16 protein-coding genes are annotated in these 13,820 nt (G+C 75.8%); 13 read left to right on the top strand and 3 right to left on the bottom strand.

Features of this window, described 5'->3' with window-relative positions; all coding sequences use genetic code 11:
• Window positions 1–189: 189 nt before the first annotated feature.
• On the bottom strand, window positions 190–972 hold the full coding sequence (locus JOE61_RS00880; protein ID WP_193668724.1) for an Fpg/Nei family DNA glycosylase: 783 nt from the start codon (window positions 970–972) through the stop codon (window positions 190–192).
• Window positions 973–1,076: 104 nt separating this feature from the next.
• Here JOE61_RS00880 and ligD (JOE61_RS00875) point away from each other — a divergent pair, with 104 nt between their 5' ends.
• Both ligD (JOE61_RS00875) and ligD (JOE61_RS00870) read left to right on the top strand, forming a co-directional pair.
• Window positions 1,077–2,033 (top strand): non-homologous end-joining DNA ligase, encoded by a 957-nt coding sequence (gene ligD, locus JOE61_RS00875; RefSeq protein WP_193668725.1) that lies wholly within the window; start codon window positions 1,077–1,079, stop codon window positions 2,031–2,033.
• The gene (gene ligD, locus JOE61_RS00870) at window positions 2,030–2,932 is read left to right on the top strand and encodes a non-homologous end-joining DNA ligase (protein WP_193668726.1); all 903 of its coding nucleotides are present in this window, start codon (window positions 2,030–2,032) and stop codon (window positions 2,930–2,932) included. The genes ligD (JOE61_RS00875) and ligD (JOE61_RS00870) overlap by 4 nt, the downstream gene beginning before the upstream one ends.
• 3 nt (window positions 2,933–2,935) lie before the next feature.
• Here ligD (JOE61_RS00870) and JOE61_RS00865 read toward each other — a convergent pair whose 3' ends face one another.
• Window positions 2,936–3,529 (bottom strand): DNA polymerase ligase N-terminal domain-containing protein, encoded by a 594-nt coding sequence (locus JOE61_RS00865; RefSeq protein WP_193668727.1) that lies wholly within the window; start codon window positions 3,527–3,529, stop codon window positions 2,936–2,938.
• A 92-nt stretch (window positions 3,530–3,621) separates the two neighbouring features.
• On the opposite strand from JOE61_RS00865, the gene JOE61_RS00860 reads away from it, so the two are divergent.
• Window positions 3,622–4,092: a hypothetical protein gene (locus JOE61_RS00860; RefSeq protein ID WP_193668728.1), complete on the top strand. Its 471-nt coding sequence runs from the start codon at window positions 3,622–3,624 to the stop codon at window positions 4,090–4,092.
• Window positions 4,093–4,105: 13 nt separating this feature from the next.
• Here JOE61_RS00860 and JOE61_RS00855 read toward each other — a convergent pair whose 3' ends face one another.
• On the bottom strand, window positions 4,106–5,170 hold the full coding sequence (locus JOE61_RS00855; RefSeq protein ID WP_193668729.1) for an NAD(P)-dependent alcohol dehydrogenase: 1,065 nt from the start codon (window positions 5,168–5,170) through the stop codon (window positions 4,106–4,108).
• A 172-nt stretch (window positions 5,171–5,342) separates the two neighbouring features.
• On the opposite strand from JOE61_RS00855, the gene JOE61_RS00850 reads away from it, so the two are divergent.
• The 10 genes from JOE61_RS00850 to JOE61_RS00805 all read left to right on the top strand — a co-directional run bounded on the left by JOE61_RS00850 (window position 5,343) and on the right by JOE61_RS00805 (window position 13,779).
• The gene (locus tag JOE61_RS00850; RefSeq protein WP_193668730.1) at window positions 5,343–6,239 is read left to right on the top strand and encodes a universal stress protein; all 897 of its coding nucleotides are present in this window, start codon (window positions 5,343–5,345) and stop codon (window positions 6,237–6,239) included.
• 9 nt (window positions 6,240–6,248) lie between these two features.
• Window positions 6,249–7,163: a universal stress protein gene (locus tag JOE61_RS22375; protein WP_193668731.1), complete on the top strand. Its 915-nt coding sequence runs from the start codon at window positions 6,249–6,251 to the stop codon at window positions 7,161–7,163.
• Window positions 7,160–7,417 (top strand): hypothetical protein, encoded by a 258-nt coding sequence (locus JOE61_RS00840; RefSeq protein WP_193668732.1) that lies wholly within the window; start codon window positions 7,160–7,162, stop codon window positions 7,415–7,417. The genes JOE61_RS22375 and JOE61_RS00840 overlap by 4 nt, the downstream gene beginning before the upstream one ends.
• 63 nt (window positions 7,418–7,480) lie before the next feature.
• Window positions 7,481–8,746 (top strand): bifunctional alpha/beta hydrolase/OsmC family protein, encoded by a 1,266-nt coding sequence (locus tag JOE61_RS00835; protein ID WP_193668733.1) that lies wholly within the window; start codon window positions 7,481–7,483, stop codon window positions 8,744–8,746.
• Window positions 8,747–8,777: 31 nt separating this feature from the next.
• Entirely contained in the window at window positions 8,778–9,407 is a 630-nt protein-coding gene (locus JOE61_RS00830; protein WP_204797117.1) for a SatD family protein, read from the top strand.
• Complete coding sequence (locus JOE61_RS00825; RefSeq protein WP_193668734.1) at window positions 9,404–10,162, top strand: hypothetical protein; 759 nt, start codon at window positions 9,404–9,406, stop codon at window positions 10,160–10,162. The genes JOE61_RS00830 and JOE61_RS00825 overlap by 4 nt, the downstream gene beginning before the upstream one ends.
• A gap of 33 nt (window positions 10,163–10,195) precedes the next feature.
• Complete coding sequence (locus JOE61_RS00820; RefSeq protein ID WP_193668735.1) at window positions 10,196–11,452, top strand: oxidoreductase; 1,257 nt, start codon at window positions 10,196–10,198, stop codon at window positions 11,450–11,452.
• Between the two features lie 49 nt (window positions 11,453–11,501).
• Window positions 11,502–12,359 (top strand): alpha/beta fold hydrolase, encoded by an 858-nt coding sequence (locus JOE61_RS00815; RefSeq protein ID WP_193668736.1) that lies wholly within the window; start codon window positions 11,502–11,504, stop codon window positions 12,357–12,359.
• Entirely contained in the window at window positions 12,356–12,988 is a 633-nt protein-coding gene (locus JOE61_RS00810; RefSeq protein WP_193668737.1) for an N-acetyltransferase, read from the top strand. Before JOE61_RS00815 ends, JOE61_RS00810 begins: the two co-directional genes overlap by 4 nt.
• On the top strand, window positions 12,985–13,779 hold the full coding sequence (locus JOE61_RS00805; protein WP_193668738.1) for a spermidine synthase: 795 nt from the start codon (window positions 12,985–12,987) through the stop codon (window positions 13,777–13,779). The genes JOE61_RS00810 and JOE61_RS00805 overlap by 4 nt, the downstream gene beginning before the upstream one ends.
• Window positions 13,780–13,820 lie beyond the last annotated feature (41 nt).

Raw genomic sequence — 13,820 nt, 5'->3', positions numbered from 1 at the left:
CGCCCCGCCCCGGTCCGTCAGGGGACGACCGCCTCGACGGGCCACCGTACGGGCGATGCTGCGGGTGCTCGCGCGCACCCTGGTGCTGAGACAGGTCGGCATCCGGCTCCTCCTCGTGTCGTCGGACTGTGCCGTCGTGCCGGTACCCGGACGACCACCGCGCCACGCGTGCGGGTGGTCACACCGGGCTCAGGCCCCGCGGGACTGGCAGGCCGGGCAGCGGAACCCGTGCCGGCCGGCGGCGGTGAAGCGCTCGACCGGTCCGCCGCAACGTGGGCACCGGGCGCCGTCGTCGCGTCTGTGCAGCAACCACCCGCGCGGGAAGTCGCGGACCTCTCCCGCGACCGCCCGCTCGATCACCCGGCGCAGCTGGCGGTGCAGCCGTCGTGCCTCGCCGCGCGAGACCTCCGCGGCCGGGGCCCGTGGGTCGAGGCGGGCCTGGAAGAGGACCTCGTCGCTGTAGATGTTGCCCAGGCCCGCCATGCGGCCCTGGTCCATCAGCGTCGGCTTCAGCGCCCCACGGCTCCGGGCCAGCACCGCCCGCAGGCCCGCCAGGTCGAGGTCGAGCGCGTCCGGTCCGAGGCCGCGCTGCACCACGTCGTCGTCGACGCACCCCACGAGGCCGACCTCGCCCAGCTTGCGCTGGTCGACCAGCAGCAGCCGACGCCCCTGCGAGAGGGCCAGGACGACCCGCGTGTGCCGGGGCAGCTCCTCGTCGGCGGCCCCCGTGGCCAGGTGCCCGGTCATCCCGAAGTGCAGCCGCAGCCGGGGGCCGTCGCCGAGGCCGACGTAGAGCTGCTTGCCGTGCCGGCGGGTGCCGGTCACCCGGCTGCCGGCCAGGGCCCGGTCGAGCTCGGCCGAGGTGGTCGCCAGGACGTCGCCGTCGAGCACGTCGACCCCCTCGATGCGGCGATCGGTCGTGGCCTCGACCAGGCGACGGCGGAAGACCTCGACGTCGGGCAGCTCCGGCATGCCCGACCGGTACCCCACGGGGGCGTCGCCCACACGCATGACTGCGGTGCGTACCGGGTACCAGGAGCGCGACACCAGATCGACCCCGACAGGCAGGAGCACCGATGGCAGGCGTCCCGAGCCCGGCTCTCGCCACGCTGAGCCACGAGCGCTCCTGGCGCGAGGGGTGGATCTACGAGCGCAAGCTCGACGGCCAGCGGGTGCTGGCGGTGCGCGACGGGTCGGGCGCCCGCCTCTACTCCCGATCGGGGCGCGACGTCACGGCAGCGTTCCCCGAGGTCGCCGAGGCGCTCGCCGCACAAGAGGCGCCCGAGTTCGTGGTGGACGGCGAGGTGGTGGCCTTCGAGGGCTCGCGCACCAGCTTTGCGCGGCTCCAGCCACGCATCCACCTCTCGGACCCCGAGCGGGCCCGCCGCACCGGTGTGGCGGTCTGGTTCTACGTCTTCGACGTGCTCGAGATCGGCGAGCGCGACCTGCGGGGCGAGCCGCTGCTCGAGCGCAAGCGTGCGCTGCGGGGCCTCTTGACGTGGCGGCGCCCCCTGCGCAGCACCCCGCACCGGGTACGCGGCGGCGAGGACTGGTTCGCCGAGGTCTGCCGGCGCGGCTGGGAGGGCCTGATCGCCAAGCGTGCCGACGCGGCGTACCCCTCGGGACGCACGGACGCCTGGTTGAAGTTCAAGTGCGAGGCCGGTCAGGAGCTCGTCGTGGTGGGCTGGAGCGAGCCGACCGGCTCACGCGTCGCCCTGGGAGCGCTCCTGCTGGGCTACCACGACGGTGACGACCTGGTCTACGCCGGCAAGGTCGGCACCGGCTTCTCCGAGAGGGTGCTGCGCGACCTCCACGAGCGGCTCACCGACCTCGAGGTGCCCACGTCGCCGTGCACCCGCGGCGCGCTGCCCGGGTCCGGGAGGCGGCGTGGCGGGGTGCACTGGGCACGACCGGTGCTGGTCGCGGAGGTCGCCTTCACGGAGTGGACCTCGGCGGGCCAGCTGCGGCACCCGCGCTTCCTCGGGCTGCGGCACGACAAGCCGGCCGGCGACGTGGTGAGGGAGGCCCGATGAGTGAGGAGGCCGAGGTGGCGGGCGTCCGGGTGACCAAGCCCGCCAAGGTCCTGGTGCCCGGAGCAGGGGAGGCGCCGGAGGTCACCAAGCTCGACCTGGCGCGCTACCACCAGGCGGTCGCCGACCTGGTGCTGCCGCACCTGCGAGACCGTCCCATCTCGATGCAGCGCTTCCCCGACGGGCTCGGCGGGGCATCGTTCTACGAGAAGAAGGTCCCGGCGCACTTCCCCGACTTCGTGCGCACCGTCGAGGTCGCCACGGGGGAGGGGCCCCAGCGCCAGGTGGTGGTCTCCGACACCCGGACCCTGGTCCTCCTGGCCCAGCAGGCGTGCCTGACCCCGCACGCGTGGCTGAGCAGGGCCGACCGGCTCGAGCGCCCCGACCAGCTGGTCTTCGACCTCGATCCCTCGGTGCCGGGCCTGGCCGCGGTGCGCAGGGCCACCACCCTGGTCGGCGAGCTGCTCGACGACCTCGGCCTCACCTCCGTGGTCAAGACCAGCGGGTCGCGGGGCTACCACGTGGTGGTGCCGCTGCGCCGGCTCCAGGGCTTCGACGAGGTGCGCGACTTCGCCCGCCAGGTCGCTCAGGTGCTCGTCGAGCGCGAGCCCGACCTGCTCACGCTCGAGGCGCGCAAGGACCGCAGGGGCGAGCGGGTGCTCGTGGACGTGATGCGCAACGGCTACGGGCAGACCCTGGTGCCGCCGTACGCCGTGCGCGCCCGGCCCGGGGCGCCGGTCTCGGCCCCGATCACCTGGGCCGAGCTGGGCAGTGTCGAGCCCGACCAGGTGCGGCTGCACGACCTCGACCGACGCCTGCAGCGCGCGGGCGACCCGTGGTCCGAGCTGCCACGCGGCCAGGGCCTCGGCGCGGCCCGGCGGCGGCTGGCCCGAGAGTCGTAGCCCTCACGAGGGGTCGCGCGCGAGATCCTCGTTGGTGCGTCCGCTGAGGACCGACTCGTTCTGCGTCGACGTCGGGCGCCGCCGGCGGTCGGCGCCCTCGTCGTCGACCTTGACCAGCATCCAGGCCGCGTCGTCGCCGCCCATCCGGGTGTGGGTCAGGGCGAAGGCGCCGCTCAGCTTCTCGCCGTGCAGACGGACCTTGAGGTGCCCGGCGTCCAGGGCGTCCTGAGCCTCCTGCGGCTCGCCGTCCCTCTCGGTCAGGTTCTCGTAGGTCCCGGTGTCCCACACCACGACGGTGCCGGCGCCGTAGCCCTCGTCGATGCGGCCCTCGAAGCCGGCGTAGTCCAACGGGTGGTCCTCGGTACGCCGCGCCAGGCGCTTGTCGGAGGGGTCCACCGACGGTCCCTTGGGCACCGCCCACGAGACGAGTACGCCCTCGATCTCGAGCCGCAGGTCGAAGTGCAGGCTCGAGGCGTCGTGGCGCTGGACCACGAACACCGGCTCGTGCCCCGCACCGGCGGGACCGCTGCTGCCCGCCGGCTCGGGGCTGGTGCTCGATCGTCTGTCGCGGTACTCCTCGAGCCTGTCCTGTGCCATGCAGGCCCTGTACCCGTCGCGCGGTCCGACGATGCCTCGCGGCCTCGCGCGATACGCCTGCGCGGCCACCCGCCGCAGTGCATGCTGGGGGCATGACGACCACGCGCACGGCACGTTCCTCCGCTTTCCTGGCCGCGGCCGTGCTCAGCCTGCCGCTGGCGCTGGGCGCTTGCAGCTCCGGCGACGACGTGGAGGCCTACTGCGCCGAGCTGGCCGACTCCGTGGACGAGCTGGGCGCGCTCGGCAGCGGCGGCGACGTCAGCTTCGGCGAGGTCGCCGACGCCTTCGACCAGCTCGGTGACGCCGCCCCCGACGAGGTCGCCGAACAGTGGGAGACGCTCAACGAGGGCTTGGCCGAGGTCGAGGACCGGCTCGACGAGGCGGGCCTGAGCATGGACGAGCTCGACACCATGATGAGCGGCGAGGGCGACCCGGAGGCCGACCTCGAGAAGCTGGAGGCCATGGGCAGCGCGCTCGAGGGCCTCGAGGGCGAGGAGCTGGACGCCGCGGGCGAGGAGATCGAGGAGCACGCCCTGGCGGAGTGCGACATCACGCTGGAGTGAGGGGCCGGGCGGGTCAGGGCCGGAACCCGTCGTTCGGCACCACCACGGCCCGTCCCGAGACCGTGCCGCTGGCCAGGTCGCGGTAGGCCTGGGCCGCGTCTGCGAGCGTGTACAGCGTGGTGTGCGACCGGAGCAGCCCGCGAGCCCCGAGGTCGAGCACGTCGACGAGCTCGCGGCGGTTGCCCCAGTAGGTCGACTGCACGCTCGCCTCGTAGGGCACCCCGAAGAAGGAGACCGGCAGGGTCCCGCCGCCGAGGCCCACGATGGTCAGGTCGCCGAGCTGGCGCAGGCACGCCGCGCCGGTCGCCAGGGTCTCGTCGGAGCCGACCATGTCGAGCACGACGTCGACGCCGACCCCCTGGGTGGCCTCCCGCACCTCGGCGACCAGGTCGTCACCGGGCGCAAGAGCGAGGTCGGCTCCGCACTCCAGGGCCAGGTCGCGGGCCGAGCCGCGCGGGTCGACGGCCACGACCCGTGCCGCGGTGGTCGCGCGGAGCACCTGCACGCACAGGTGGCCCAGGCCGCCGACCCCGATCACCAGCACGGTCGCGGTCGGGCCGAGCTTGGGCCACGAGCGGCGTACGGCGTGGTAGGGCGTCAGGCCCGCGTCGGTCAGCGGCGCGGCGTCGGTCGGCTCGAGGCCCTCGGGCAGCGCGACCACGTGCCGGGCGGCCGGCACCAGCAGGAACTCCGCCATCCCGCCGTCGAGGCCCAGGCCGCCGCCGCCCCCCGGCACCGGCGCCAGGTCGGGGCGCTCGCAGTAGGTCTCGAGGCCGTCCAGGCAGCGCCGGCAGGTGCCGCACCCCCACGCCCCGACGACCGCGACGGGCTGCCCCGGCTCGAGCCCGCGCACGCCGGAGCCCAGCGTGTGCACCCAGCCGGCGTTCTCGTGGCCGAGCGTGAACGGAGGTCCCCACGGCAGGGCCCCCGCCTCGAACTCGTGCATCAGGTGCAGGTCGGAGTGGCAGGCGCCGGAGGCTCCCACCTGCACCAGCACCTCACCGGGGCCCGGCTCGGGCACCGCCACCTCCTCCAGCTCGGGCTCGCTGTGCCACTGCTTGAGACGTAGTGCCTGCATGCCGGTCCTCCCCGCGTGCGTCCTGGTCGCGTTTCCTCCACCGTGGTGCCCCGCTGGGCTGGCCACCCAGGGCCCAAGGCACGCGCAGCCGTGGACCTTGGTCCCTGTGGCGGGCGCCGGAGGACCGTGAGGCTGGAGCCGGACCCAGCCGGGTCGGACCCAGGAGGCCCCGATGAGCCAGCCCACCCCTCACCCCGTCGTCGTCGCCCTGGGCGAGCAGCCGGCCGACGCGGCCCTGGCCTTCGCCGTGGACGAGGCACGGCGACGAGGGTGCGGCGTGCACCTGCTGCACGTCGTGCACGCCCTCCCGCAGGGGCCCGAGATGGTGCTGGTGCAGTCGGTCGACGTCGAGGCGATCGGCCGCCGGAGCCTGCGCGAGGCCTTCGACCTGTGCCGTGGCATGGCGGGAGAGACGATCCCGGTCACCGGGCGGCTGCTGCTGGGCACCGTCGTGCACGAGCTCGTCGACGCCGTCGCCGACCTCGAGGCGGCCCGGATGGTGGTGCTCCAGCACCGTGACCTCTCGCGCGTACGTCGCCTGGTGTCGCGCTCGACCACCAGCGGGCTGGCCGCGCGCCTGCACGTGCCGCTGGTCTCGGTGCCGACGGGCTGGGTCGCGCCGCCCGACGACGCGGCGCCCGGCCTGGTGACCGCGGGCGTGGACGTGCCGCACCGCAGCGACGCGGTGCTGCGCGCCGCCGTCGACGCGGCCCGCGCGAGGGGGGCTCGCCTGGAGCTGGTGCACTCGTGGTCGCTGCCCGGGCTGCACGACGACCCCTCGCTGGCCCGGGTGCACGGGGAGAGCATCGCGGTGCAGGAGGCCGAGGAGATCCGCGACCGGCTGGTCGAGCTGGGCCTGGACCTCGACGGCCTCGAGGTCGAGGTGCGCACCCCGCAGTCGCCGGCCGCCGAGCGGCTGGTCGAGGCCAGCGAGGCGTCGAGCCTGCTGGTCGTGGGCAAGCACGACCCGATGGTGCCGCTCGGATCCCACGTGGGCCCGGTCGCCGGGGCCGTGCTGCGCGAGGCGCAGTGCCCGGTGATGCTCGTCGACCCGCACCGGCCGGGCTGAGGGGGAGTCGTGGACGAGACGAGCCCGCCGCCCGTCGTCGTGGCGGTCGGCAGCGACGGTGCCGGTCGCGCGGCCCTCGACTTCGCCGTGGACGAGGCGGTGCGGGCGGGCTGCGGCGTACACCTGCTGCACGTCGCGCCGGCCTTCGTGCACGGCCCCGACAGCATCCTGGTCACCTCGCCCGAGGTGCAGGAGCGCGGCCGCCGCGTGCTCGACGAGGCGTTCCGGGTGGCCAGGCGGGTGGTCCCGCCCACGACCGCGCTGACCGCCGACCTGGGCGTCGGGCCGGTTGTGGAGTCGTTGCGCGAGACCACCCGGGGGGCCCGGATGGTCGTCGTGCAGCACCGCGACCTGTCCCGGGTGCACCGGCTGGTCTCACGATCGGTGACCAACAGCCTCGGCGCCCACCTGCGGGTGCCGGTCGTGGCGGTCCCGTCGACGTGGAGCCCGGGGCACGCTCCCGGCCAGGAGCCGCGGGTCACCGTCGGCGTCGACGTGCCGGTGCGTTCCGAACGGGTGCTGCGCGCCGCCGTCGCCGAGGCGGCCGGGCGCGGCGCGAGCCTGCACGCCCTGCACGCCTGGCGGCTGACGGGGATGTACGACGGGGGCGTCACCTCGCGGGCGCAGGTGCAGGAGCTGGCCGAGCGGGCGGCCGACGAGATCCGCCAGGCCCTGGGGGCCGCCGGCGTCGACGCGATGCAGGTGCGGGCCACGGTGGGGACCCGGCGCGGCTCGCCCGCGGAGGTCCTGGTCGAGGCCAGCGGCAGCTCCGACCTGCTGGTCCTGGGCCGCCACGACCCCCTGGTGCCGCTCGGCTCCCACCTCGGTCCGGTGGCCCGCGGGGTGCTGCACGAGGCCCGCTGCCCGGTGCTGCTCGTCGACCCGCACGACTCCACGCACCGTCGTGGCAGGCTCGGGACGTGATCCTGCTCGCCTCGTTCGTCCTGCTCGTCGTCGCGTCCGCCGTCGGCTTCGCGATCGGCAGGTCCGGCGCGCCGCGAGCGCCCGACCCGGCCACCACCACCGCGGTGCGTCGCCGCGACGCCTTCATCGAGCACCTGCGCGAGGTCGCCTGGCGCGATCGCGACATCGCTCCCGAGCTGTCCACCGTGCTGCTCGACGACATCCGCCGCTTCACCGCCGACCCCGACGGCTGGGACCCCCGCTCGCTGGGGTGAGGCCCGGCCGGCCGCTGGAGTCCCCGGCCGGCCGGGGACTCCTGCAGTGGCTAGGGTGCAGCGGTGACCCGCTCCGAGAAGTTCACCTTCCCCGGCTCCGGCGGCCACGACCTGGCTGGGCGCCTCGACCTGCCCGAGCAGCGACCGCGCGCGCTGGCGCTCTTCGCCCACTGCTTCACCTGCGGCAAGGACGTGGTCGCGGCCTCGCGGATCAGCCGGCGGCTGGTCGAGCGGGGGTTCGGGGTGCTGCGCTTCGACTTCACCGGGCTCGGCGGCAGCGACGGCGAGTTCGCCAACACCGACTTCACCTCCAACGTCGAGGACCTCGTCGCGGCCGCGTCGGCGCTCGAGGAGCGCCACGCGGCGCCGTCGCTGCTGATCGGGCACAGCCTCGGCGGGGCCGCGGTGGTCGCGGCCGCGGCACGCATCGAGTCGGTCACCGCGGTGGCCACCATCGGCGCACCGGCCGACCCCGGGCACGTCGCCCGGGTCTTCGACGACGACGACCGGGCGCGCATCCGTCGAGAGGGCCGGGCCGAGGTGGTCCTGGCCGGGCGGCGCTTCACCGTCGGGGCCGGCCTGCTCGAGGACGTCGAGACCCAGCGGCTCGAGGCCGCGCTGGGCGGGCTGGAGCGGGCGCTGCTGGTGATGCACGCCCCCGGCGACCAGCAGGTCGACATCGACAACGCCCGTCGGCTCTACGAGTGGGCGCGCCACCCCAAGAGCTTCGTCACCCTCGACGGCGCCGACCACCTGCTCACCGTGCCTCGCGACGCCGAGTACGTCGCCGGCGTGCTCTCGGTCTGGGCGGCGCGCTACCTGCCCGAGCCGGCGCCAGCGACGGCCCAGGATCCCGAGCACCCCGACGAGCCCGACGAGAGCGCCGGCTCGGTCCTGGTCGAGGAGACCCACGAGGGGCGCCTGGTGCAGTCGGTGCAGGCGGGCCGGCACACCTGGCGGGCCGACGAGCCGCTGGGCGTGGGCGACGACACCGGGCCGACGCCCTACGACCTGCTGCTCTCGGCGCTGGGCACCTGCACCTCGATGACGCTGCGGATGTACGCCGACCGCAAGCGGCTCGCGCTCGAGCACGTCGCCGTGCGCCTGTCCCACCGGCGCAACCACCCCGACGACTGCGCCGCCGTCGACGGTCCTGATGGTCCCGGCGGCCCGTGCCGGGTGGAGGCGATCCACCGCGAGATCACCCTGGTCGGCGACCTCGACGACGCGGAGCGCGAGCGGCTGCTGCAGATCGCCGACCGGTGCCCGGTGCACCGCACGGTCACCGGCGACGTCCACATCGTGAGCGTGCTCGCGCCCAGGCCTTAACTCTGCTCGAGTTAACCCATATGCTGAACTCATGGTGGTCCTGGTCACGCTGATCGGCGACATGGTCGGCTCTCGACAGCTCCCCGACCGGGCCGCGGTGCAGCGCCGGCTCGCTGACGTGCTCGCCGAGGTGACCGACCTGCTCGAGCCCGCCCAGCGCCTCGAGACGACGGTCGGCGACGAGTTCCAGGGCGCGTTCCGCGACGTCGGCACCGCGACGCTGGCGGCGCTGCTGGTGCGGCTCGCGATGCTGCCCGAGGTCGACGTGCGCTGCGGGCTGGGCCACGGTGACGTCACCGTGCACGACGCCACGCGCTCACCCCTGCTGCAGGACGGACCCGGCTGGTGGGCGGCCCGGGCCGCGCTCGAGGAGCTCGCCCGCCCCCGCCGCTCGGCGGCCCGCACCTGGTTCGAGGGACCCGGCCAGGGCGGTGTCAACGCGTTCCTGCTGACCCGCGACGCCCTGGTCGACCGGCTCGGCGAGCGCGGGCTGCGGCTGCTCGCCGCGTCGTTGCGCGGCGCCACCCAGAGCGACATCGCCGCCAGCGAGTCGATCTCGCGGTCCGCGGTCAGCCAGCAGTTCGCCCGCGGTGTCGGCGCGGTGCGCGATGCTCAGGCCCTCATGTCCCCGCCGGGGGCCGGGCGAGGGGACGACGAGTGAGCCTGGCCCTGCTCGGCACCTGGCTGGCCGCCGTGGGTGCCGGCGACCTCGCGCGGGCGTCGTACGACGTCGTCTCGCTGCGGCGCGCCGCCGCCTGCATCGCGGTGGGCCTGGGCGTGCTGCTGGCCGGCCTGCTGGTGCTCGACCTCGAGCCCGCGCGGGTGCTCCTGCTCTGGGTGCTGCTGGGCTCCCTGCAGGCGGTGTGGCTGCTGGGCTCGGCGCTGGCGGTCGGTCCCGACCGCACCGGCCCGTGGCGCGACCGGGCCCGGGCCCTGGCCCTGCTGGCGCTCGGCGCCGGCGCCGTCGCGGCCGTGCTCGGCGCGGCCCTGCTGACGACCGAGCCCACGCTGCCGACCCGGCTGGCCGGCACGGTCCTGGGCCGCTGGCCGGTCTCCGACGTGCTGGTCGCCACCGGTGTCGTGCTCGTGCAGCTGGCGAGCGCCAACGTGGCGGTGCGCCTGGTGCTCGACGCTGTGGGGGTGCCGGCGACCTCCAACGAGAAGCAGCTCAAGGGCGGACGGGTGCTCGGGCCGATGGAGCGGCTCTTCATCGTCGGGCTCGGCGCCGTCGGCGAGCTGACCGCCGCGGCCGTGGTGATCGGCGCCAAGGGCCTGCTGCGCTTCCCCGAGCTGCAGCGCGCCCAGCAGCAGCGCCCGCCCGCCGGGCCGAGCGACGTGACCGAGTACTTCCTCGTCGGCAGCTTCGCCAGCTGGCTCGTCGCCCTCGGGGGCGCCGCGCTGATCCACCTCGCCTGACCCGCCCAGCCCGCCTCGTCCCCAGGAGTCCCCGTGCCCGACCTCGCCGACCCGCTCGTCCTGCCCAGCGGCCTGCGCCTGCCCAACCGCCTGGTCAAGGCCGCGATGACCGAGAACCTGGCGGACGCCCGCAACCAGCCCACCACCGCCCACGAGCGGCTCTACCGGCGCTGGGCCGCGGGCGGCTCGGGGCTGCTGGTGACCGGCAACCTGATGGTCGACCGGCGTTTCCTCGAGCGCAGCCGCAACATCGTGGCCGACGCCCACCTCGACGTCGAGCGCCTCGCCCGGGTGCGCCGTGCCGCCGCCGGGGTGCCGCTGGTGGCCCAGCTCAGCCACCCGGGGCGCCAGACCAACCGCTTCGTCTCCCGCGAGCCGGTGGCCCCCAGCGACGGCGGGGCCGTGGCGATGATGGGGCTCTTCCGCCGCCCCCGGGCGCTCAGCGCCGCCGAGGTCGACGACGTCGTGCGCGGCTTCGGCGCCGCCGCGGCGCGCTGCGAGGAGGCCGGTCTCGACGGCGTGCAGGTGCACGCCGCGCACGGCTACCTGCTGGCCCAGTTCCTCTCGCCGCACGTCAACCGGCGGACCGACCGCTGGGGCGGCGACGTGGCCGGCCGGGCCGCGGCGCTGCTGTCCACGGTGCGTGCGGTGCGCGAGCGCACCCGCGACGGCTTCACCGTCGCGGTGAAGCTCAACTCCTCCGACTTCCGCCACGGTGGCTTCACCGAGGACGACGCCGAGGAGGTCGTGCGGCTGCTGGTGCAGGAGGGCGTCGACCTCGTCGAGGTCTCCGGCGGCACCTACGAGAACCCGGCGCTCTTCGGTGTGGGCGTCGACGCCGCGACGGCGGCGACCACGGTCAAGGAGGCCTACTTCGCCGCGTTCGCGGCCCGGGCCCGGGCGGCGGCGCCGGGGGTGCCGATCATGCTCACCGGCGGCATCCGCACCCGCGCCGCGATGCAGGGCCTGCTCGACTCGGGCGCGGTCGACCTGGTGGGCCTGGGCCGGCCGCTGGCCATCGACCCCGAGCTGCCCGGCAAGCTGCTGGCCGGCGACCCCGGCGCCGAGCTGCCGGCCTACCGGCTGCCCACCGTGGCCGGGGTGGCGGGGGAGTCGGAGTGGTACGAGACCCAGCTGCGCCGCATCGGCGCCGGCCGTGACGTGCACCCCGGGCTGAGCGCCGTGCGCGCGGCCTCGGGGTTCGTCACCGGGGAGGCCGTGCGCGGCCTGCGCGAGCGTCGCCGTCGCCTGGCGCTGGCCGCGACGGCGGGGCCCCCGTCGGGCTCCTAGGACACCGTCGACGGGGGACGAGGCACCTCGGTCCTGGCATGCTGCGCCCATGGGCCACCTCGAGCTGCCACGCGCCACCCGCTTCGGCGACCTCGTCCTCGACGTCCGCACCTGGGGCCCCGACGACGGCGTGCCCGTGGTGCTGCTGCACGGCTTCCCCCAGAGCGCGGCCAGCTGGGCACCGGTGGCCGGGCTGCTCGAGGGCGCCGGCCTGCGACTGGTGGCCCCCGACCAGCGCGGCTACTCCGCGCGTGCCCGCCCCGACGACGTGGCGGCGTACGCCGTCGAGGAGCTCGCCGGCGACGTGCTGGCCCTCGTCGACGCGCTGGTCGAGGGGTCGGGCCACGAGCGCGTGCACCTGGTCGGCCACGACTGGGGAGCCTCGGTGGCGTGGTGGGTCGCCGCGCACCACCCCGAGCGGCTGCACACCCTCACCGCGCTCTCCGTGCCGCACCTCGCGGCCTTCGGGCGCGCGCTGGTGAGCGACCCCGAGCAGCGCGAGCGCTCGGCGTACCTCAAGGTCTTCCGCCGTCCGGGCGCCGCCGAGGAGCAGCTGCTGGCCGACGGCGAGGCCGGGCTGCGGGCCGTCTACGCCGGCCGGGTCCCGCCCGAGGCCGTGGAGCGCGACGTGGCGCTGATGCGCGACGGGGCGCTCGGCCCTGCGCTGGGCTGGTACCGGGCGATGACCGACATGTCCGACCTGCCGCCCGTGCGGGTGCCCACGACGTTCGTCTGGGGCGAGGACGACCAGGCCACGGCTCCCGCCGCCGCGCACGGCTGCGGCGAGCACGTCGACGCCGACTACCGCTTCGTGGCGCTCGAGGGCGTCTCGCACTGGTCGCTCGACGAGGTGCCCGAGGTCGTCGCGGCCGAGGTCCGGCGGCGGGTCGGGACGCCGGGCGGGTGACGTCGACGCTGCGGGTGCGGGCCATGGGGCCCGCCGACCTCGCCGCGGCCGTCGACCTGCTGGCCGACGCGTTCGCCGAGGGCACCAACCTCGCCTCCTTCGTGCCCGAGCGCGGGCGTCGCGAGCGGCTGCGGCGCTTCTTCACCGTCGCCGGCGAGGTCGACGTGCTCGCCCACGGCGTGGCCGAGGTCGCGGTGAGCGGCGTGGGCGCCCACGAGCGGCTGCTCGCCGTGGCCTGGTGGCACCCGCCCCGGGCCGTGGAGGCGGTCGCGCCGGTGTCGTGGTCGTGGCGCGAGGTGCCCAGCGCCCTGGCCGTCTTCGGCGTACGCCGCCTGCTCGCGGTCGCGCGCTCCCGGCGGGCCTCCGAGCGGGCCCGCCCCGCCGCCGCGCACTGGCACCTGGCCTACCTGGCCTCGCGCCCCGAGCCCGCAGCCAGGGGAGCGGCCTCCGCGCTGCTGGTGCACCGGCTCGCGCAGGCCGACGCCGAGGGGGTCGGCTCGCACCTCGAGTCGTCGTCGGTGGCCACCATCGGCTTCTACGAGCGGTTCGGCTGGCGGGTCAGCGGCCTCGTTGACGGACCGGGCGGTCGACGCACCACCGCCATGTGGCGCCCGGCCGGGGGAGCATGAGCACGGGGGCGGGCGACGAGGTCGAGGTGGTCGCCACCGAGCGTCCCGACGCCTACCTCGTGCGGGTCGGGGGCCGCGACCAGTCCCTGGTCGACCTCGCGGACCCGCACCACCTGGCCTTCGACTACGTGCGTCGCATCGCCGACGTGGTCGACGACCACGCGGTGCCGGGCGAGCCGCTGCGGGTGCTGCACGTGGGTGGTGCCGGGCTCACCCTGCCCCGCTACGTGCACGCCACCCGCCCCGGGTCCTGGCAGGTCGTCCTCGAGCCCGACGCGGCCCTCACCGAGCGGGTGCGCGAGGAGCTGCCGCTGCCGCGTCGCAGCGGGATCAGGGTGCGGGCCCAGGACGGACGCACCGGCCTGGCGGGGGTGCGCGACGACACCGTCGACCTCGTGGTGGTCGACGCCTTCGTCGACGGGGAGGTCCCGGGCGATCTTGTCACCCTGGAGGCCGTCGCCGAGGTCGCCCGCGTGCTGGCCCCGGGCGGCCTGCTGCTGGCCAACCTCAGCGACCGGGCCCCGTTCCCGCTCGCCCGTGACCTGGTCGCGGCGCTGCGCGAGCACCTGCCGCACGTGCTGGTCTCCGCCGAGCCGGCCACGCTGCGGGCCCGCCGGGCCGGCAACCTGCTGGTCGTGGCGGGCGCCGCGGGGGTCCCGCGCGCGGCCCTGGCCGCCCGCGCCCGCAGCGCCGGGGCGCCGTACCGGGTGCTCGACGACGTGGCGGTCGCAAGCTCGTTCGGGGGCGGGCGGGTGCGTCGCGACCCGGGAGGAGGGCCCGGCGGCTCCTGAGCGCTAGACTCGGCGCTCGATCTGGCCCTGACCTGCAAAGG

Origin of the sequence: Nocardioides salarius (assembly GCF_016907435.1) — a bacterium.
GTDB lineage: Bacteria > Actinomycetota > Actinomycetes > Propionibacteriales > Nocardioidaceae > Nocardioides > Nocardioides salarius.
Note: the sequence above shows the minus strand (reverse complement) of the source record. Positions and strands in the feature narration are given on the sequence as shown.

Bases quoted from the DNA above. Each gene is read 5' to 3' on its own strand.
- JOE61_RS00805 (WP_193668738.1), top strand. From the start codon at position 12,985: ATGAGCACGGGGGCGGGCGACGAGGTCGAGGTGGTCGCCACCGAGCGT.
- JOE61_RS00860 (WP_193668728.1), top strand. From the start codon at position 3,622: ATGACGACCACGCGCACGGCACGTTCCTCCGCTTTCCTGGCCGCGGCC.
- ligD (WP_193668726.1), top strand. From the start codon at position 2,030: ATGAGTGAGGAGGCCGAGGTGGCGGGCGTCCGGGTGACCAAGCCCGCC.
- JOE61_RS00850 (WP_193668730.1), top strand. From the start codon at position 5,343: ATGAGCCAGCCCACCCCTCACCCCGTCGTCGTCGCCCTGGGCGAGCAG.
- JOE61_RS00815 (WP_193668736.1), top strand. From the start codon at position 11,502: ATGGGCCACCTCGAGCTGCCACGCGCCACCCGCTTCGGCGACCTCGTC.
- JOE61_RS00865 (WP_193668727.1), bottom strand. From the start codon at position 3,529: ATGGCACAGGACAGGCTCGAGGAGTACCGCGACAGACGATCGAGCACC.
- JOE61_RS00855 (WP_193668729.1), bottom strand. From the start codon at position 5,170: ATGCAGGCACTACGTCTCAAGCAGTGGCACAGCGAGCCCGAGCTGGAG.
- JOE61_RS00830 (WP_204797117.1), top strand. From the start codon at position 8,778: ATGGTGGTCCTGGTCACGCTGATCGGCGACATGGTCGGCTCTCGACAG.
- ligD (WP_193668725.1), top strand. From the start codon at position 1,077: ATGGCAGGCGTCCCGAGCCCGGCTCTCGCCACGCTGAGCCACGAGCGC.
- JOE61_RS00880 (WP_193668724.1), bottom strand. From the start codon at position 972: ATGCCGGAGCTGCCCGACGTCGAGGTCTTCCGCCGTCGCCTGGTCGAG.